Below are 18,523 nucleotides of genomic sequence, written 5' to 3' on the forward strand. Positions count from 1 at the left end.
TCGCGCCTAAAATATTTCAAAAAAGACGCCTAAATGAGGATAAAGAATATGCCAAAACAAGTTGTTATTCCTGAAGGAACCTCGGCTCCTCTAGCCCCTTATGTACCTGCAACTAAAGCCGACAATATTGTTTATGTTTCAGGAACTCTAGCTTTTGATGAAAATAATACAGTGGTCTACGTAGGTGATGCTGCTGGTCAAACTCGCCATATTTTAGAAACTATAAAAAAGGTAATCGAAACTGCTGGCGGTTCAATGGACGATGTGACCTTCAATTCAATTTTTATTAAAGATTGGGCAGATTATGCGTCGATCAATACAGTTTATGCAGAATATTTTCCAGGCGATAAGCCTGCCCGTTTCTGTATTCAAACAGGATTGGTCAAGCCAGATGCATTAGTTGAGATTGCATCAATTGCCCACGTGGGATGAAGGATGGCAACAATTAAACCAACTCAAATCAGGTATAACACAATGTATTAGCCTCGATTCGTCATGAAAAAAGGTATCGGGGCCGGAGACCAATCATGCAAAAATGTAATAAAAAAAATGCTTCAGACTTATTATTATCTACATCTCATATCCAACCCAGTTCTATACATTTAGAAATTAATCAGGATATTTTTAGACAAGGAATGGCAAATCTTGGAGCAGCAGTCAATGTTATTACAACAGAAGGCCCTGCTGGACAGGCTGGTTTTACTGCATCGGCAGTATGCAGTGTAACGGATACACCACCAACTCTATTAGTTTGTCTGAATCGCTCAGCATCAGTTTTTAATACTTTTAAACAGAATGAGGTGCTTTGCGTCAATACTTTAGCTGCCCATCAAAGTACGCTATCTACAATATTCGGCGGGAAAACACCAATGCCAGAACGCTTTGCTCATGGGGAATGGAGCAAGCTAATCACTGGTTCTCCGATTTTGAATGAGGCATTGGTGTCATTTGATTGTGAAATTGTACAAAGTATGAGCATCGGTAGCCATGATGTCTTGTTTTGTGCGGTCAAAGCAATGAAACACCAAAGTGGACTTAACGCACTGATGTATTTCAACCGCAGTTATTGCGAATTACAAACAGCATGTTAATGCAGATAAAAAAATGAAAAAGAGGATCTGTTATGCGAACAAAAGAACCATGGTTTCCTAAATTTACGCCTTATACAGGTAATTTAGAAACACCTGTGCAGCTTGATGAATATCTTCCACCAGGCAAAAGTATGATTTTGGGGCTACAGCATGCCTTTGCCATGTTTGGAGCAACCGTTTTAGCACCATTGTTGATGGGTTTTGATCCAAACCTCACTATTTTTATAACGGGCATCGGTACAATCCTATTCTTTTTAATCACGGGTGGCCGCATGCCAAGCTACCTTGGTTCAAGCTTTGCATTTATTGGAGCAGTCGCAGCAGCAACAGGCTACACAGGTGTAGGAGCAAACCCAAACATTGCATTAGCTCTTGGAGGAACCATAATTTGTGGTTTGATCTATGCACTCATCGGTTTAGTGGTCATGAAAACTGGAACTGCATGGATTGAACGGTTCATGCCGCCAATTGTCACTGGGGTTATCGTCATGATTATTGGTTTAAATCTTGCTCCGGTAACAATTAAAAGTGTCTCTACTAATAGCTTTGATACATGGATGGCTGTTCTTACTATTTTATGTATTAGTACAGTTGCAGTTTTTACACGAGGCATGATTCGCCGCCTTCTATTACTCATCGGGCTAGTCAGTGCTTATTTTATTTACTTTCTACTTACCAATCTCTTAGGGTTAGGTAAACCAATTGATTTTAGTGTGATCAATCAAGCAGCATGGTTTGGTCTACCTACTTTTCATTCCCCTGTTTTTAATACCAATGCTATTTTACTGATTGCACCTGTCGCGATTATTCTATTGGCTGAAAACTTAGGACATTTCAAAGCTGTTTCTGCCATGACAGGGCGTAATCTATCTCCATATATGGGTCGTGCTTTTTTTGCCGATGGTATTTGTACAAGTTTATCTGCATCGATAGGCGGTACAGGCATGACAACATATGCTGAAAATATTGGGGTAATGGCCGTTACAAAAGTCTATTCCACCACTATTTTTGTAGTTGCGGGGCTGTTCGCAATTTTGCTTGGCCTTTCTCCTAAATTTGGAGCAGTCATCAGTACGATTCCTGTTGCCTTATTAGGCGGCGCCTCGATTGTAGTATTTGGTCTGATTACTGTTGCGGGTGCAAAAATCTGGATCGATAACAAAGTTGATTTTACTAAAAATAGTACGCTAATTATTGCGGCAGTCAGCTTAATTATGGGCGCTGGAAATTTCAGTCTACATATTGGGCCATTTGACTTAGGAGGTATTGGAACTGCGACACTTGCAGCAATTGTTCTTAACCTATTACTCAATCGTACAGAAGCAACAGGAACTAATGCTGTAGAGAAACCTGTGGAGTCTCTTAACCATGTACCACATATCTAAATCAGGAGATATCCATTGATTCAAAGTGTTTCATTTATCGGTTTAGGTGCAATGGGATGGCATATGGCTTCCCATTTAACCCAAGTATGTAGCCAAGTCTATGTTTGGAATCGTACTTTCGCTAAAGCAAAGCAACATGAACAAATCTTTGGTACGCAGGCTGTAGATCTGACACAAGCTCTGCAAGCAGATATTATCTTTTCATGCTTACCTACTAGCCAAGATGTAGAAAATTTAATTGCAGATTCTCAACTAAAACAAGGCTGTATTTGGGTAGACTGCACTAGCGGGGTACCCGACATAGCCAAAAGACTTAATCAACAACTCAAGCATCAAGGTGTGGATTATTTAGATGCTCCCGTTTCTGGGCAGACTATAGGTGCCGAACGTGGAACATTAACAGTGATGGTTGGGGGAAATCAGATCTCCTTTGAAAAAGCTCGCCCAATTATTCAAGCTTTTGCAGGTTTAATTGAATATGTCGGTGACAGTGGTTCAGCATTTGCAGTAAAGGCCGTAAATAATACTTTAATGGCAACCCATTTGTGGGCACTTGCAGAAGGACTCTGTGTACTAAAAGCTCATGGGGTTAACTTACATTCAGCTATAAATTGCATTAATCACTCCAGTGGAAAAAGCAATATTTCAGAAAATATTATGGCTCAACGTGTTCTAAGCAGAAAGTTTGATAAAACCTTTGCTCTAAATTTATTGCAAAAAGATATTGATATTGCAATAGATTTGATCACAGCAAGTAACTTAGATCTCCCCACCTTAAATCTGATTCAACAACAGTTTAACCAGATACATAAAACCGATGCTCAAAACATAGATTTTTCTGCTGTAGTTAAAATATTGGAACAACACAATCAATTAGAACTATATTGAAATATCAAAAAAGCATGGCTATAGCCCTGCTTTTTTATTTCTCATTAATCGTTTTATTGATCAGGAATATCCGCTTCTATTAACAAAGTCAGTAAAGATAAGGATTCTTGCCATCCCAAATAGCATGCTTCCACAGGGATAACTTCAGGTATGCCTTCTTGTGTAATGTATACTTCTGTACCTACTAATACCGTTTTTAATGTAATAGTGACTTGCATGGTTCCCGGTAAATTTGGGTCATCAAACTGGTCGTTATATCGAATTAACTCATTGGGAACTAACTCAACATAGGTTCCACCAAAAGCGTGAGTTGATCCTGTCGAAAAATTGGTAAAACTCATTTTGTATGAGCCACCAACACTTGCATCAAAACTATGGACCTTTGCAGTAAAGCCATGAGGTGGTAACCACTTTACTAAAGCATCTGGATCTAAAAATGCACGATAAACTCGCTCAGCTGGTGCCTTAAACACGCGATGAAATTTTACTGTTCCTGTTGCCATCATATTCTCCTTATTTTAATTTCCTTAAAATTATTGAAATTATGTTTATTAGCTTAAACCTTCCGATTTATTCGAACGTATATTTTTGGTGTTTTTTTAAACAAAAAGCGATCTTCAGGAGAAAATCAAATTACGAAAACTATGGCTGATTTTTTAGTAAAAATGGAGCAAAATAGTCAGCAATCATAAAGAAACATATTGAATTTGAGATTAATCATGAGTCTGCTTGCTTTCTCCTCATATGCTTTAAACGGCGTAGATGCACAAAAGTTTTTACAAGGCCAAGTTACTGTAGATACAGAACGTTTAGCTGAAAATGAAACTCGCTATACAGCCATTTGTGACCTTAAAGGTCGTATTCATTTTGGCTTATGGTTAAAAAAGATTAATGCGGAAAGTTTTGAAATTGTAGTTGCTCAAGATCAAGCAGAAGAGTTTGCCAAACATATTAAAAAGTTTGGTGCTTTTTCGAAAATGACTTTAAGTGAACAAGGCACTGTTTTTCCAAAAATTGCGGGTCATCAAACTGAGTTCTCCACCGTAGAAACAGATATCTCTGAATGGCAAAAACAAGCGATTCTTTCTGGTCAAGCTTGGATTACACAGGCAACTGAACACGAGTTTCAACCCCAAGAATTGCGTTTACATCAACGTGAAGGTGTCAATTACGACAAGGGCTGTTACCTAGGTCAAGAAATCGTGGCACGTCTTTGGTTTAAAGCTAAACCTAAACATTGGTTACATGTAGTACAAGGCATTGGTGAAGTACCTGCGGCGAAAGCTCAACTCCATAACGATGTTGAAGTGGTCAATAGTGTTGCAAATGATGAGGGCTATCTTGCCTTGGTCGTTGCTAAACCCGCAGTCCTTGAAGAGCTAGGCCTTAAAATTCTAGATTTACCAGAAGCCTTAAGCGGTGATGTTGCTAGACCACAATAGCTAATTTTATAGTTAGTTAAAAGCCCACCTATAATATCGTGGGCTTTTTAATAGATACAAAATACTAATGAATTCATTAAATTAGAACGTCAATTTTTTAAGTTTTATATGCCATCATTAACCCTGTTGAAATTAAAGAGAAAAAAGATGAAGACTAAACTTGCTACACTCATGTTGAGTTTGGCTATTTTCGGTTCTGCTCATGCTGACGTTAAAACACTTGAACAAACTCTTAAGACCAATTATCCCGATTTGCCTGTAAAGGGTATTTTTCAATCTCCTGTACAAGGCATTTATGAAGTGTATACAAGCGGTCGTATTGTCTATACCAACCAAGATGCCAAATATTTCTTCGTAGGTAATTTAGTCGACATTAAACAACAAAAAAATATGACTGATGAACGAATTGCTGAATTGGGTAAGATTGATGTTAAAAGCTTACCGCTCAATCAAGCGATTAAATATGTAAAAGGAAAAGGCGAACGCACCATCTACATCTTTAGCGATCCAGATTGCCCGTATTGCCAACACTTAGAACAAAATATGGTTGGGGTTGATAACGTAACGGTATATGTTTTCCTTTACCCTCTGACCAGTTTGCATCCAAACGCCGAAAAAGTATCAACTCAAATCTGGTGCTCAAAAAATCCGGCAGAAGCTTGGACAAACTATATGCTTAACCGTAAGTTACCTACGACCAGCAAAACTTGTTCAACTCCAATTCAGAAAAATATAGCTTTAGGTAGTAAATTAAATATTGATGGAACACCGACTTTGTTCTTGCAAGATGGTCAAAGAATTTCGGGTGTACCAAGTGATGCTAAACAAATTGAAGCATTACTCAAGTCAGCAAAATAATACAGATAGCCATTTTGAACTTTGTCAGAGTGGCTATTATTTTCTCCACAATTTGCCCAAAGTGCAGTGCTTTATATACAAATCGGCTGTTTACTTTCAGCGTTCAAGATTTATGATGAAAACTTGAAACTATTTAATGCATCAATGGATTGATGTAGCTACGAAGTAAAAGGTTAAAAAGAAATGAAGAAATTACTAATCGCAAGCCTAATCACCCTTTCAAGTGCATCAATTTTTGCGGCAGATAATACTACGACTGTTGCTAAAACAGATGCTTTTAAACAAGCTGAACAACTCTATGCAGCAAAAAATTACCCAGCTGCATTTCAGGAAATGCAACGCCTAGCTCAAACGGGTAATGCTCAAGCCATCTATAACTTAGGTTATATGACTCAAATGGGGCAAGGCATAGCAAAAGATTCGTCTAAAGCTATTAAATATTATGAAGATGCCTCAAATAAAGGTTATGCACAAGCGAGTTATACACTTGCGCAAATCTATGAGACAGGTGAACTAGGAGTTACCAAAGATAGCAATAAATTCAGTCAATATATTCAAAAGGCATCAGCTCAAGGTTCTGATGATGCGACTGTAAAAATTGCTACGATTTTATTTGCTCAGAAAAAACCACAGTCTCATCAAATTGCCCTGCAAAAGTTAGCGCCTTTAATTAGAAAAGGCAACTACCCTGCGATTCAGGTCAAAGCCTTTTATGATATTAGCCAAGGTGTAGAAAATAAAAACCCACTCATGAAACGTCAAGGCATTGAGTCTTTACAATCAATTGCACAAAAAGGTTATGCACCAGCTTCTATGGCTTTAGCGACAATGATGGCCAATGGCAATATCATTCCACAAAATTTGCCACAGGCTAAAAAGATTTTTACTGAGTTAGCTAACCAAAATGTTCCCAATGCTAGAGAATCTTTAGCTTCAGTTGATAAAATTATTGCAGAAAAAAGTAAACAACCAGCCGCTACTCCTGCACAGCCAGCCCCGAAAAAATAGTGAATGATTTAAGCCCCGCGAGGGGCTTTTTAATTTACCACCACAAAGCGATAAGTCCGCTCACCCCAATAAAGCCAACAACGGTACTAATCATTAAAGGTGTTAAGGCCTTTTCATTTAGGCCATATGCTTGTCCAAAAATTCCAAAAGCAATTGGCATTGGTAAAGCAGCAATTAACGTTCCTGCGTAAAGCATTTCACGGCTTACATTGGGAGTTATTAAAAAAAGCGCAAAAATAACAGATGGCATTAAGATGACTTTAAATGTCGCCAATAAAACACTTGGCATGTTTACTGTGGTGATTCCAATCCCAACTAAACTGCCGCCAATTGCAAACAAAGCCAAAGGTGATGCCGTGCGCCCAAGTAACTCTAAAGACTGATCAAGCGTGGTAGGAAGATTAACATCTAAAAGAATGCATCCCATGCCAACCAAAATAGCAATAATCACTGGATTCTTGAGTAAATTTAAAAAGGTTTGTTTTAACAGCGGTAAAAGATTTTGTTGTTGATGTAACCCAGCCTCGGCCAAAATCAGCATGAGTGCCACAATCAATAGATTTTCAATGATTAAGGTTAAAGAAATATAGATTGCTGCATGGTTGCCAATCAACATGGTCAAAATAGCAGTTCCCATAAATCCAGTATTGGACATAGAAGCGCCCATCGCGATTACGGCGCTATGGGTTAAACTATTTTTAAAATATTTTCGATAGAGAATAAAAGCCAAGAAAAATAAAATTAAAGAGCCACCGCCATAAGCAATAAAATAGGCAGGATGCCAAATATCTTGTAAATTTTTATTTGCCAAAGAATGAATTAAAAAGGCGGGTAAGGAAATTTTAATTACAAATGCACTAAGTGCCTTGATCTGTTCAGGCGTTACCAATTTGATGAGGACACAAACATAGCCCATCAATAGCAATATCAAGATAGGTAAAATAACCTGAAAAACCACCGCCCACCCTCACTCATCTAAAGAAAAACGGGCAAAGATGACTTTGCCCGATACAGTTAAAAAGAATTAAAAAGCTGTTTTACCCCATGAGGTTGGCAACGTAAATATTGAGGCGCAATTTTAACTTCCGCACCTAAAGCCGCTGCTGCATGCCAAGGCCATCGTGGGTCATATAACATTGCACGAGCAAGACCAATGGCATCAGCTTGCTGATTTTCCAAAATTTGTTCGGCATGTTCTGGCTCAGTAATTAGCCCTACAGCAATGACTGGAATAGACACATGCTTTTTGACTTGTTCAGCAAATGGAACTTGATAGCCAGCTCCAATCTGAATAGATTGATGCTCATGCAAACCACCACTAGACACATGCACATAGGCTGCGCCCAACTGCTCTAAAGCTTTTGATAACCCAACTGTAGATTCAACATCCCAGTGTTCTACACCATCCAACCAGTCGGTCGCAGACAATCTGACTCCTACTGGATAACCATCTGGAACAGCAAGTTTAATCGCCTGCAGGACTTCAAGTGTCATACGCATACGGTTTTCTAAAGAACCGCCATATTCATCAGTACGCTGATTCGCAATTGGCGATAAAAATTGATGTAACAAGTAACCATGCGCACCATGCACTTCAATTAACTCAAAGCCAGCTTCTACGGCACGTTTTGCAGCAGCTGCAAAATCCTGTTGAACTTGTTTAATCTCATCAATGGTTAAAGCATGCGGCGCAGCATCATGCACTGAAAAGGTACTTTCACTTGGAGCAACCGTTTGCCAACCATGAGGCTGATCTTTTGCAATCTGACCTTTACCTAACCACGGTTTTTCAGTAGATGCTTTACGGCCTGCATGTGCTAACTGAATTCCAAATGGCATCGGTGAAAGTGTGCGAACCTTACCCAATAATGTTTTGATTTGGTCACGTTGCTGATCATTCCAAAGTCCAAGGTCAGCATAACTAATACGTCCCTCAGCTTGCACAGCAGTCGCCTCTACAATACAAAGTCCTGCACCAGACAACGCATAATTTGCCCATTGCTGCTCATGCCAATAGGTCACTTCACCGTCATCTGTTGCCGAATATTGGCACATTGGGGCAATTACAATTCTATTGACCAGTTGTAGTGAACCAAAGTTAACCGTTTCAAATAATTTTGCCATTTTTAATTCCTAGAATTGCTTAATTACACGTAAACCTGCGCTCCAGTTACGTCCATCCGCTGGCTCAAAGTAGCGTCCATTACCGTCATTTACGATCACTGAACCTGCATAGTTTTTATCAAACAGGTTATCAACACGGGCAAAGCTATTTACTTTCCAATCGCCCATCACCCATGCATAACCAACGTTAGCTGAGGTTACACTGTAGCTTGGCGCTGCGTCACTATTGGTATCATTCACGTATACTTTATCCATATACTGTACATCTACACCACCATATAGACCGTGTGTAGGCTGCCAAGCCAAAGAGGCATAAGCCTGATTTTTAGCTATACCCGGTATCGCATTCCCTGATGGAATTTGAGCAACACTTCCTGAGGCTGGAATATCCGCATCAAAGGTCGCATCTAAATAGGCATAGCTAGCAGTCGCAGTTAAATCTCGCCACAGTTTTTTATTCCATGCAAACTCGACACCTTCACGTAAAGTTTTATCTGCATTACGGAACGTTGAACGGCCGTTAGAATTCCCTGCTGAAACAATGTCATCTTTGGTTTTAGTTTGGAAAACTGCCAAAGTAAAATCACCCAATTGATTCTGTGACTTTAAGCCTGTTTCATAGGTATCACTCGTTGATGCTGTTAAACCAAAATTAAAACCGCTCAAACCATCTGGACGATATGCCATTTCAGTAAAAGTTGGCGTTTCAAATCCTTTGGCATAACTCACATAGGCCATAAGTTCAGGTAAAATTTGCCAGCTTAAAGCAGCAGAAGGTAAAACTTTATTGTAATCAGTCTTACCACTATCATCACCGTTCACAGTCCCATACTGATCAGGCCCTGAAGTAAAATGATCTTTTGATTTGTAATGCACATTGCTATAACGCACACCCGTATCTAAACGCCATGTTGGTAAGAACTGCCACGAAGCTTGTAAATAGGGATCAATATTCCACAAAGTATTATCTTCTTCGCGGCGTAAATTACCTTTAACACCATAAGAAGGCTGACCGTTTACTAAGTTAAAGTTTTCAAAGCCTTTGCGGTCCTCATCCATCATATCAAGTGCAATACCCGCACTAATCGTCGTATTCGGCAATAGTTCTTTACCAGTCCAACGGAAGTCAGCACCATAATAGTTACGCTCAAAATCAATTACCCCACCAGCATGTGTAGGACTTTTTTGACCTGAGTAAATAGGTTTACCATCTTTTAGCGTTACTTCACCTTTTGGAATCGATTGATATTGTGTCACTTGGCGATTGCCTAAATATACCATCGCATAAAGTTCATTTTTATCATTAATTGGCTTAGACCAGGTCACGCCCGTTTGAGTTTGTTCAATATCTTTACGTACATTAAATTGCTTTAAAAAAGGCACTTGTTGTTTTGGATTAGCATTCCACTGATCATGGGTTAAGCCCTGCGGATCATCTGCATGAATTTTGACATAGTTGGTCACCCAATTGATCTTGCTTCCATCATCTAAATTCCAACTGAGCTTTGCATTATTTAATACTTTTTCTGCACCACTATGTTCTCGGTAACCATCCGTATCGAAATATGATGAACTAATAACATAACTTGGTTCATTCGCACCCTTTGCACCACCTTGTAGCACAAGCCCCGCTCGACTTTTATCGTGGCTACCACCCGAGTAACTCAGCTCAATCGAGTCTTTACCCTGTCCTTCTTTTGTAGACGTTAAAATCGTCCCGCCAGATGAGTTTCCATAAAGCGAAGAAAAAGGGCCTGTTAGTACTTCGACATGGTCCAGACTACTTAAATCAATATTAGAGGTTTGGCCTTGTCCATCTGGCATTGTTGCAGGAATACCATCAACATACAGACGAATACCTCGAACACCAAAAGTAGAACGTGCACCAAAACCACGCATGGAGAGCTGTAAATCTTGCGCATAATTTTCACGATTACGAATCTGTAAACTCGGTATGCCTTTCACAACTTCAGTTAAATTTACTTGTGAAGAAGTATCAACTTGAGGCGCATCTATTCGAAAAACCGAAGCTGGTGTTTGCAAATAAGTTGTATCTGTACGGGTTGCTTCAACATGTAAAGTTGGCAATACCGTAATGTCTTGAGCTAAGTCATCTGCCCAAACAAGTGGGCTAGAAATACAGCCCATACTCATCAAAATACAGTAATGAAGTCGGTCTAAGCGTAATAAGGACATGCTTATTTCCTTTATTTATATTGTAGTTATGATAACAAAAAGTAGTGTCTTGTCTGGATATTGAATTCGCTCTGCATTGTTATAAATCTAGAACAGCCTTTTCGTTATCTAAAAATTGATTTCTAGATTTGAGTTAACGGCTTAAAGATGGATGATCTTTCCAGCAATAGCGCTCCGGCCAATCTTTTGCTTCTTCGGCATAGTCAATTCCAATACGTGGAGTCATCACCACTTCAGGCTGCGTTGATGCCGATTCAATCCATAGCCCAGATTCTTCACCTAAAGTCTGGCCTTTTAAAGACCGATCAATGCCTAAATAGCGTGTCAGTTTGCCGGGTCCAGCTAAAAGCTTATATTCTTTTTTGGTTGAAGCCCCACTTAAAAATGCAGAACGAATCATCACCCCTTCCGGGATGCCTTTTATCTGAGTAATGAGGTTGAGCATTTCATACATGCCATAAATTAAATAGACATAAATCGTGCCACCTGAACCATACATCACATCAGTTCGAGCTGTACGTTTATCATTATAGCTATGGCAGGCTTTATCTCGAATTCCTAAATAAGCTTCCGTTTCGGTAATCGTACACCGAACAACGTGTCCATCAGCTTGTCGCTTACATAGCACGCATCCAATTAAATCATGAGCAACCTGTGAAGTTTCACGTTGAAACCAGCTTAATGGTAAAATATCTGACATAGTAATCTCTGAAATATTACATACCACACGATATACTTGATTATTCCAGTATATCTGTTAATTCTGCGAGTTGGCATGCCTGAGTTACCCGAAGTCGAAACAACCAAAACCAGTTTATTTCCTCTATTGAATCAAAAAGTTCTAAGTGTGGAAGTACGTAACCCAAGCTTACGCTGGGCAATACCTGATGATGTTCAAAAACTTGTTGGGCAACGTCTTATTGGATTAAATCGCCGCTCAAAATATATCTTGGCAGAGTTCGAACAAGATCAAATGCTTTGGCATTTAGGAATGTCAGGAAGCTTCCGTTTATGCAATCCTCAAGATGAATTACGAAAACATGATCACTTCATTATTCGCTTTGAAGAACATGAATTACGTTACCACGACCCACGTCGTTTTGGCTGCATTCTCTGGCTAAACCCTGAAACACAAGGGAAGTTAATTGATACTTTAGGGCCGGAACCTTTAACTAATGACTTCAATGCAGAATATTTAGCTTCAAAACTTAAAAATAAATCAGTCGGCATAAAAATTGCACTTATGGATAATCATGTTGTGGTTGGCGTAGGCAATATCTATGCAACTGAAAGTTTATTTAATGTCGGCATTCACCCAGCTCAGCCTGCTACTGACCTAAATTTCCAGCAGATAGAAAAACTGGTGGTCGAAATCAAACGCATTTTAAAATCAGCGATTGATTTAGGTGGTTCAACTTTACGGGACTACAGCAATGCTATGGGCGAAAATGGTTATTTCCAGCAAACCCTTTTGGCTTATGGACGTGCTGGAGAAATGTGCGTTAATTGTGAGACTACATTAGAAAATCTTAAACTCGGCCAACGCGCTAGTGTATTTTGTCCACAGTGCCAGCCCCTCAAAAAGCCCAACAAGCTCTAATTTTCAGAGGAAGATAAAATGCAAACAGCAATCGTCCGCCATATTCTGGTCAAAGATAAAGACTTAGCTGAACAGCTAAAAAAGAAGCTACAAAATGGGGCTGACTTTGCCAAAATTGCCAAGCAATATTCAACGTGTAACTCAGCAAAACGCGGTGGTGAGCTTGGTGAAGTAAAAAAAGGGCAACTGGTACCTGTTATTGATAAAATCGTTTTTACAGCCGCTGAACGCGTACTGCAAGGTCCAATAAAGAGTCAGTTTGGTTATCATCTTTTAGAAGTTAAATTCAGAATGGGCAGTTTACGTTGATTCCATTATATTAATTATGGTTTTTAAAACTTTGAGCCTGCGCATTCAGTTGGTATGTCCAGGCTTTAATCTGTTTGCCTGACTCAAGCTTTACATCCGTGACGACACGCTGATATTGAAATCCTTCAAAATCATCAAGCATTTTCCAGTTTTCTTCCAGCTTTTCTGTACTAAACACATAGCCTTCAACCCAATCGGCTTTGGGATCTAAAACAATTGCAGTTAATCCTTTATCTGGCCCCCAATCTAAAATATGAATCACGCCTCGCAAGCTGGCTTTTGTCCAACTGCCACCGATCTGCTCTAAAATATGAGCATTGGCTTTATTTGGGCATAAGGTTCCATATACAAAAAGTTGATTCATTTATTTATACCCCTTTTACAATATGCGTAGCTGAGCTTATTGGTAGCTTTTCAATTTTATCAATTTCTTCAGTCCAATATAAAATACTTAGTCATAAAAAACGGCACCTTTAGTACCGTTTTTATTTTTATGAGAAGACTGTTAAGCCTGTTTTTTCAACTCATCACGAATTTCACGTAACAATTGAACATCTTCAGGAGTTGCAGCTGGAGCTTCTGGCTCATTCTTATCACGGCGAAGTCTGTTTAATAATTTCACCATTAAGAAAACTACCCAAGCCAAAATAATAAAGTTGATTAAAATGGTGAGGAAATTACCATAGGTTAAAACATTGATACCTGCTTTTTGCAAAGCATCTAAAGATTGCAGATTGGCAGGGTTTGCTCCTAGAACAATGAATTTCTGTGAAAAATCGACACCACCACCAGTAATTACACTGATAAGCGGCATGATAATATCTTTTACTAAAGAGTCTACGATTTTACCAAAAGCACCACCAATAATCACACCAATGGCTAAATCCATCATATTGCCTTTCACGGCAAATTCTTTAAATTCTTGAATAATACTCATCTAAACATCTCCAGATGTCGGGGGTTAAAACACGTTATATTTTTCTTTTTCATTGGCATCTTATCCATTTAGATAGTACTCGCCATGATATTGATAATTTAATATTTTTATCAAAAAAAGAAAGTTATTTCACACTTTAACAACATATTGTCTGATAAGAAAAATATGATTTAACGATTAAAAAAACCGCTAAATTAATTTAGCGGTTTTTTCTTTTCATTTAAGAAAAATTATTTATCACGGTTACGTTTACGTTCGTTTTCAGTCAAGTAACGCTTACGGATACGGATTGATTTTGGTGTTACTTCCACTAACTCATCATCTTCAATGAATTCAAGTGCTTGTTCAAGCGTGTATTCAACAGCTGGTGTCAACGTTAACGCTTCATCTGTACCAGATGCACGTACGTTTGTTAACTGTTTCGCTTTAGTTGGGTTAACAACCATATCATCTGAACGAGAGTTAATACCAATGATCATACCTTCGTAAACTTCTAACTGAGGTTTAGCGAATAAACGACCACGGTCTTGCAATGTGAATAATGCATAGCCCAAACAAACGCCTTGAACCATAGAAATCAACACACCGTTTTGACGTTTCGCAACAGTACCTTGTTTCATTGGACCGTAATGCGAGAAGCTTGATGTCATGATCCCTGTACCAGAAGTCATGGTCAAGAATTCAGAACGGAAACCAATTAAGCCACGCGAAGGAACAGTTGCTTCAATACGGATACGGCCTTTACCGTCAACTTCCATATTTGTCATTTCACCTTTACGGTAACCCATTTGTTCCATCACAGAACCTTGGTGCTGTTCTTCAACGTCAAATGTTACGTTTTCGTATGGTTCTTGCTTTTCGCCGTCAACTTCTTTCAAAATTACTTGTGGACGTGATACGCCCATTTCGAAGCCTTCACGACGCATGTTTTCAATAAGAACTGAAAGGTGAAGTTCACCACGACCAGACACTTTGAAACGGTCTGGACTGTCAGTATCTTCAACACGTAATGCTACGTTGTGAATCAATTCACGATCTAAACGTTCACGAATGTTACGTGAAGTAACAAATTTACCTTCTTTACCCGCAAACGGTGAGTTGTTTACTTGGAAAGTCATCGTAACAGTAGGTTCATCTACAGATAACGGCGGTAAAGCTTCAACATTTTTCGGATCACAAATCGTGTCAGAAATATGAAGTGCATCGATACCTGTTACACAAACGATATCACCAGCATTTGCCTCTTCAACGTCAACGCGATCTAGACCATGGTAACCCATGATTTTTAAGATACGACCGTTACGTGTTTTACCTTCTTTGTCGATAACAGTTACAGGTGTGTTTAATTTAACTGAACCACGCTGAATACGACCAACACCGATTACACCAACGAAGCTGTTATAATCAAGTGAAGAGATTTGCATTTGGAATGGACCATCAACATCAACTGCTGGTGGTTCAACGATATCTACAATTGTTTGGAACAATGGAGTCATGTCGTCAGCCAATTCTTCTGGAGAAGGACCAGCAACACCACGTAAGCCAGATGCATAAACAACTGGGAAGTCTAGCTGTTCGTCAGAACCGCCAAGGTTGTCGAACAAGTCAAATACTTGGTCAATAACCCAGTCTGGACGCGCGCTTGGCTTGTCAACTTTGTTGATAATTACGATTGGTTTTAAACCACGAGCAAACGCTTTTTGAGTTACAAAGCGAGTTTGTGGCATTGGACCTTCTTGAGAGTCAACCAATAACAATACACAGTCAACCATCGACATTACACGTTCAACTTCACCACCGAAGTCAGCATGTCCTGGGGTGTCCACGATGTTAATGCGGTATTCTGTATTCGTACGAGCATCGGTCCATTTAATTGCAGTGTTCTTTGCAAGAATGGTAATACCACGTTCACTTTCAATTGCACCTGAATCCATCACACGCTCGATTTCACCCGCGCGATCACCTAATGCACCTGATTGTTGTAAAAGTTTGTCGACTAAAGTCGTTTTACCATGATCGACGTGCGCAATGATGGCAATGTTACGGAGTGTTTTAATATCTGACATGTAAATTCGATACGCCTAAAGTTTGAGGGCAAATTATACAGAAAAACACTACTCTTGAGTAGTGACAGTTTATTGACATTGACAAAAAAATTTCTAATAGCCTGTATTTCGTTTTGTAAAGATAGTTATCTCGATTAGAATAGCGCCAATTTGCAAAATTGCGGCGGACCTACACCCATGTCCAATCAACACTCTCAAGACCATTTAGACCTTGTTTATGGTTTAAATGATCGACCAAAACCTTTGATCGCTTTTTTAGCAGCTTTCCAGCATTTGCTTGCGATTATTGTACCAATTGTTACACCCGGCCTTTTAATTTGTTTAGCTTTAGGCGTTTCACGCACTGAAACTAACATGATTTTATCGATGTCTTTGGTGATTTCAGGTATTGCTACTTTTTTACAATGTAAAAAAGTTGGTCCATTTGGTGCAGGCCTTCTTATTGTTCAAGGCACAAGCTTTAACTTTATTGGTCCTATTATTGGTATTGGTAGTGCAATGGTGGCCGCAGGAACACCTGTAAACCAAGTTATGGCTGCAATATTTGGTGTGGTCATTGCAGGTTCCTTCATTGAAATGGGGGTTTCGCAAATTCTTCCATGGGTAAAAAGACTCATTACGCCTTTGGTGACAGGTATTGTTGTTTTATTAATTGGCTTAACGCTTATTAAAGAAGGCTTAATTAGTATGGGTGGTGGCTACCAAGCCATGCAAGATCATACTTTTGCAAGTGCAGACAACCTTATTATGTCATGTACCGTACTTGCCATTATTGTTGTTCTAAATCGTATTCGAGTGGTTTGGATTAAAAGTTCAGCTATTTTAATCGCTTTAGTGAGTGGTTACATTCTTGCCGGATTTATGGGCCATCTAGATTTCTCTGGTATTAAAGATGCGCCACTCGTACAAATCCCAACACCAATGCACTTTGGTTTGAGCTTCTCGTGGGGATTATTCATCCCAATGGCATTCATTTATTTGGTGACCTCATTAGAAGCAATTGGCGATGTGACAGCAACCAGTAAACTTTCCAACCAACCTGTTAACGGTCCAGTATGGATGCAACGTATTAAAGGTGGCGTGTTAGTTAATGGTGCAAACTCTTTATTAGCGGGATTATTTAACACCTTCCCTAGTTCTGTTTTCGCTCAAAACAATGGTGTAATTCAACTCACTGGGGTTGCTAGCCGCTATGTAGGTATATGGATTGCAGCCTTACTTATTTTATTAGGCTTATTTCCTGCGGTAGCTGGTGTTATACAAGCAGTTCCTCAAGCAGTGTTAGGTGGCGCTGTTATGGTCATGTTCGGTGCAGTGGCTGCATCAGGCATTAACATTCTTTCTTCTGTTCACCTTGACCGCCGAGCATTGTTAATTATTGCCATCTCACTTGCATTAGGTTTAGGTGTTGCTCAAGTTCCTCAAATTTTAGAGCACCTTCCAGAATTATTTAAAAATATTTTTAGCTCTGGCGTGGCGACAGGCGGTATTGCAGCATTAATTTTAAATGTTGTACTTCCTGAAACTCATAAATAACTAACTTTTAATTTTGATTACTGCCCAGCTCCCACTGGGCATTCTTCTTCATGAGAGATGTACATGGATCCTAGAAGTGAAGTGGTATTAAGACAGCAAGACTATTTAAAAGGTAGAATCTTGTTAATTAATGCACCGAATGATGCCTTAGTCAGTCAATTACCCGCTGGGACTGATGCGTCAGTCTGGACATGGAACCATGCCGACTATCAGGGTTTTATCAATAACGGAACAAAAGCGCACTTCTCAGTTGAGTTTCCATCACAAGACTTCGACCAAGCAATCATTTTTGTTCCAAAATCTAAAGAGCTCTTAAATTACATATTGCATGTAGTGATGAGCCATCTGAAAACCAATCAATCTGTTTTTTTAGTCGGTGAAAAAAAGGGTGGCGTAGAAAGAGCCGCTAAACAATTACAAAACTTCGGCAAAGTACTCAAACTTGATAGTGCCCGTCACTGTCAATTGTGGCACTTAAAGATTGAGAAAACAGAACAGATTAAACCTCTGGAAAAATGGCTTAAAACTTATACTGTTCAGGTGAATGAACAAGAGCTTACGATTTGCGCCCTACCCGGTGTTTTTAGCCAAAATCATCTAGATATCGGAACTGCTGTTTTACTCCCTTATCTTAATCAGGTGAAATCAGGTAGAATTGCCGACTTCGGGTGTGGTGCTGGAATTATCAGTTGCTATTTGGCAAAAATAAATTCAAGTAATATTATTCATGCCCTAGATATTGATGCTTTCGCTTTACGGTCAACGGAAATGACTTTTAGTCGAAATGGAATAAGTTCAGACCAGTTGAGATTGCAGCCCATTATAGGTATTGCAGACGCTCCAACAGAACTCGATGCCATTGTCAGCAATCCCCCTTTCCATCAAGGTATTCATACCGACTATGATGCAAGTGAAGGACTCTGCCAGAACGCTAAAAAACATTTAAAGGCATCAGGTGAGCTATGGATTGTAGCAAACCGTTTTTTAAACTATCCGATCTTAATTGAGAAGCACTTTGGTCAGTGCCAGATTAAAACTGATCTTCAAGGCTTTAAGGTGTTATATGCCTGTGCATAACAAACT

The 18,523-nt window shown here is 39.3% G+C and carries 19 protein-coding genes and 1 pseudogene; 12 read left to right on the plus strand and 8 right to left on the minus strand.

Annotated features, from left to right (window positions below; translation table 11 throughout):
- Window positions 1–48 precede the first annotated feature (48 nt).
- The 4 genes from rutC (at window position 49) to MSG66_RS12410 (ending at window position 3,364) form a co-directional block, all read left to right on the plus strand.
- Window positions 49–432, plus strand: a complete 384-nt coding sequence (gene rutC / locus MSG66_RS12395; RefSeq protein ID WP_133971902.1) for a pyrimidine utilization protein C — start codon at window positions 49–51, stop codon at window positions 430–432.
- A 95-nt stretch (window positions 433–527) separates the two neighbouring features.
- Window positions 528–1,091: an NADH-dependent FMN reductase RutF gene (rutF, locus tag MSG66_RS12400; protein WP_133971900.1), complete on the plus strand. Its 564-nt coding sequence runs from the start codon at window positions 528–530 to the stop codon at window positions 1,089–1,091.
- Between the two features lie 32 nt (window positions 1,092–1,123).
- Complete coding sequence (gene rutG / locus MSG66_RS12405; protein WP_324654261.1) at window positions 1,124–2,476, plus strand: pyrimidine utilization transport protein G; 1,353 nt, start codon at window positions 1,124–1,126, stop codon at window positions 2,474–2,476.
- A gap of 15 nt (window positions 2,477–2,491) precedes the next feature.
- The gene (locus tag MSG66_RS12410) at window positions 2,492–3,364 is read left to right on the plus strand and encodes an NAD(P)-dependent oxidoreductase (protein WP_324654262.1); all 873 of its coding nucleotides are present in this window, start codon (window positions 2,492–2,494) and stop codon (window positions 3,362–3,364) included.
- A 53-nt stretch (window positions 3,365–3,417) separates the two neighbouring features.
- Here the strand turns inward: MSG66_RS12410 and MSG66_RS12415 are convergent, their stop codons facing one another.
- Window positions 3,418–3,870 (minus strand): SRPBCC family protein, encoded by a 453-nt coding sequence (locus MSG66_RS12415; RefSeq protein ID WP_324654263.1) that lies wholly within the window; start codon window positions 3,868–3,870, stop codon window positions 3,418–3,420.
- A 38-nt stretch (window positions 3,871–3,908) separates the two neighbouring features.
- On the opposite strand from MSG66_RS12415, the pseudogene MSG66_RS12420 reads away from it, so the two are divergent.
- The 4 genes and pseudogenes from MSG66_RS12420 (at window position 3,909) to MSG66_RS12435 (ending at window position 6,672) form a co-directional block, all read left to right on the plus strand.
- Window positions 3,909–4,024, plus strand: a pseudogene (locus MSG66_RS12420) (hypothetical protein).
- Between the two features lie 59 nt (window positions 4,025–4,083).
- Window positions 4,084–4,806: a folate-binding Fe/S cluster repair protein gene (locus tag MSG66_RS12425; RefSeq protein ID WP_324654264.1), complete on the plus strand. Its 723-nt coding sequence runs from the start codon at window positions 4,084–4,086 to the stop codon at window positions 4,804–4,806.
- A 147-nt stretch (window positions 4,807–4,953) separates the two neighbouring features.
- Window positions 4,954–5,664, plus strand: a complete 711-nt coding sequence (locus MSG66_RS12430; RefSeq protein WP_324654265.1) for a DsbC family protein — start codon at window positions 4,954–4,956, stop codon at window positions 5,662–5,664.
- 183 nt (window positions 5,665–5,847) lie between these two features.
- The gene (locus MSG66_RS12435; protein ID WP_324654266.1) at window positions 5,848–6,672 is read left to right on the plus strand and encodes a tetratricopeptide repeat protein; all 825 of its coding nucleotides are present in this window, start codon (window positions 5,848–5,850) and stop codon (window positions 6,670–6,672) included.
- Window positions 6,673–6,706: 34 nt separating this feature from the next.
- Here MSG66_RS12435 and MSG66_RS12440 read toward each other — a convergent pair whose 3' ends face one another.
- From MSG66_RS12440 to MSG66_RS12455, 4 genes are all read right to left on the minus strand, one after another.
- Window positions 6,707–7,630, minus strand: a complete 924-nt coding sequence (locus MSG66_RS12440) for an AEC family transporter (RefSeq protein WP_324654267.1) — start codon at window positions 7,628–7,630, stop codon at window positions 6,707–6,709.
- Window positions 7,631–7,686: 56 nt separating this feature from the next.
- Window positions 7,687–8,796: an NADH:flavin oxidoreductase/NADH oxidase gene (locus MSG66_RS12445; RefSeq protein WP_324654268.1), complete on the minus strand. Its 1,110-nt coding sequence runs from the start codon at window positions 8,794–8,796 to the stop codon at window positions 7,687–7,689.
- Between the two features lie 9 nt (window positions 8,797–8,805).
- Window positions 8,806–10,992: a TonB-dependent receptor gene (locus MSG66_RS12450; RefSeq protein ID WP_324654269.1), complete on the minus strand. Its 2,187-nt coding sequence runs from the start codon at window positions 10,990–10,992 to the stop codon at window positions 8,806–8,808.
- A 133-nt stretch (window positions 10,993–11,125) separates the two neighbouring features.
- Window positions 11,126–11,692 (minus strand): DNA-3-methyladenine glycosylase, encoded by a 567-nt coding sequence (locus tag MSG66_RS12455; RefSeq protein ID WP_133971883.1) that lies wholly within the window; start codon window positions 11,690–11,692, stop codon window positions 11,126–11,128.
- Between the two features lie 75 nt (window positions 11,693–11,767).
- Here MSG66_RS12455 and mutM point away from each other — a divergent pair, with 75 nt between their 5' ends.
- Both mutM and MSG66_RS12465 read left to right on the plus strand, forming a co-directional pair.
- The gene (gene mutM, locus MSG66_RS12460; RefSeq protein WP_133971881.1) at window positions 11,768–12,592 is read left to right on the plus strand and encodes a bifunctional DNA-formamidopyrimidine glycosylase/DNA-(apurinic or apyrimidinic site) lyase; all 825 of its coding nucleotides are present in this window, start codon (window positions 11,768–11,770) and stop codon (window positions 12,590–12,592) included.
- Between the two features lie 18 nt (window positions 12,593–12,610).
- On the plus strand, window positions 12,611–12,901 hold the full coding sequence (locus MSG66_RS12465) for a peptidylprolyl isomerase (protein ID WP_042897457.1): 291 nt from the start codon (window positions 12,611–12,613) through the stop codon (window positions 12,899–12,901).
- Between the two features lie 10 nt (window positions 12,902–12,911).
- Here the strand turns inward: MSG66_RS12465 and MSG66_RS12470 are convergent, their stop codons facing one another.
- The 3 genes from MSG66_RS12470 to typA all read right to left on the minus strand — a co-directional run bounded on the left by MSG66_RS12470 (window position 12,912) and on the right by typA (window position 15,904).
- Window positions 12,912–13,265, minus strand: a complete 354-nt coding sequence (locus MSG66_RS12470; RefSeq protein WP_133971879.1) for a gamma-glutamylcyclotransferase family protein — start codon at window positions 13,263–13,265, stop codon at window positions 12,912–12,914.
- A 141-nt stretch (window positions 13,266–13,406) separates the two neighbouring features.
- Window positions 13,407–13,838, minus strand: coding sequence for a large conductance mechanosensitive channel protein MscL (gene mscL / locus MSG66_RS12475; protein WP_133971877.1), 432 nt, complete (start codon window positions 13,836–13,838; stop codon window positions 13,407–13,409).
- Window positions 13,839–14,068: 230 nt separating this feature from the next.
- The gene (gene typA / locus MSG66_RS12480; protein ID WP_042897462.1) at window positions 14,069–15,904 is read right to left on the minus strand and encodes a translational GTPase TypA; all 1,836 of its coding nucleotides are present in this window, start codon (window positions 15,902–15,904) and stop codon (window positions 14,069–14,071) included.
- A gap of 177 nt (window positions 15,905–16,081) precedes the next feature.
- Between typA and MSG66_RS12485 the strand changes: the two genes are divergently transcribed.
- Window positions 16,082–17,440, plus strand: a complete 1,359-nt coding sequence (locus MSG66_RS12485) for a uracil-xanthine permease family protein (protein WP_042897464.1) — start codon at window positions 16,082–16,084, stop codon at window positions 17,438–17,440.
- 63 nt (window positions 17,441–17,503) lie between these two features.
- Window positions 17,504–18,517 carry a class I SAM-dependent methyltransferase gene (locus MSG66_RS12490; protein ID WP_324654270.1) on the plus strand — a complete coding sequence of 338 codons (1,014 nt, stop codon included), beginning with the start codon at window positions 17,504–17,506 and terminating at the stop codon, window positions 18,515–18,517.
- Window positions 18,518–18,523: the final 6 nt, after the last annotated feature.

The organism is Acinetobacter sp. IK31 (assembly GCF_035615195.1).
GTDB classification, from domain to species: Bacteria; Pseudomonadota; Gammaproteobacteria; order Pseudomonadales; family Moraxellaceae; genus Acinetobacter; species Acinetobacter calcoaceticus_C.

Coding starts and splice junctions, on each gene's coding strand:
- rutC (WP_133971902.1), top strand. CDS start 49: ATGCCAAAACAAGTTGTTATTCCTGAAGGAACCTCGGCTCCTCTAGCC.
- rutF (WP_133971900.1), top strand. CDS start 528: ATGCAAAAATGTAATAAAAAAAATGCTTCAGACTTATTATTATCTACA.
- rutG (WP_324654261.1), top strand. CDS start 1,124: ATGCGAACAAAAGAACCATGGTTTCCTAAATTTACGCCTTATACAGGT.
- MSG66_RS12415 (WP_324654263.1), bottom strand. CDS start 3,870: ATGATGGCAACAGGAACAGTAAAATTTCATCGCGTGTTTAAGGCACCA.
- MSG66_RS12425 (WP_324654264.1), top strand. CDS start 4,084: ATGAGTCTGCTTGCTTTCTCCTCATATGCTTTAAACGGCGTAGATGCA.
- MSG66_RS12430 (WP_324654265.1), top strand. CDS start 4,954: ATGAAGACTAAACTTGCTACACTCATGTTGAGTTTGGCTATTTTCGGT.
- MSG66_RS12435 (WP_324654266.1), top strand. CDS start 5,848: ATGAAGAAATTACTAATCGCAAGCCTAATCACCCTTTCAAGTGCATCA.
- MSG66_RS12445 (WP_324654268.1), bottom strand. CDS start 8,796: ATGGCAAAATTATTTGAAACGGTTAACTTTGGTTCACTACAACTGGTC.
- MSG66_RS12450 (WP_324654269.1), bottom strand. CDS start 10,992: ATGTCCTTATTACGCTTAGACCGACTTCATTACTGTATTTTGATGAGT.
- MSG66_RS12455 (WP_133971883.1), bottom strand. CDS start 11,692: ATGTCAGATATTTTACCATTAAGCTGGTTTCAACGTGAAACTTCACAG.
- mutM (WP_133971881.1), top strand. CDS start 11,768: ATGCCTGAGTTACCCGAAGTCGAAACAACCAAAACCAGTTTATTTCCT.
- MSG66_RS12465 (WP_042897457.1), top strand. CDS start 12,611: ATGCAAACAGCAATCGTCCGCCATATTCTGGTCAAAGATAAAGACTTA.
- MSG66_RS12470 (WP_133971879.1), bottom strand. CDS start 13,265: ATGAATCAACTTTTTGTATATGGAACCTTATGCCCAAATAAAGCCAAT.
- mscL (WP_133971877.1), bottom strand. CDS start 13,838: ATGAGTATTATTCAAGAATTTAAAGAATTTGCCGTGAAAGGCAATATG.
- typA (WP_042897462.1), bottom strand. CDS start 15,904: ATGTCAGATATTAAAACACTCCGTAACATTGCCATCATTGCGCACGTC.
- MSG66_RS12485 (WP_042897464.1), top strand. CDS start 16,082: ATGTCCAATCAACACTCTCAAGACCATTTAGACCTTGTTTATGGTTTA.
- MSG66_RS12490 (WP_324654270.1), top strand. CDS start 17,504: ATGGATCCTAGAAGTGAAGTGGTATTAAGACAGCAAGACTATTTAAAA.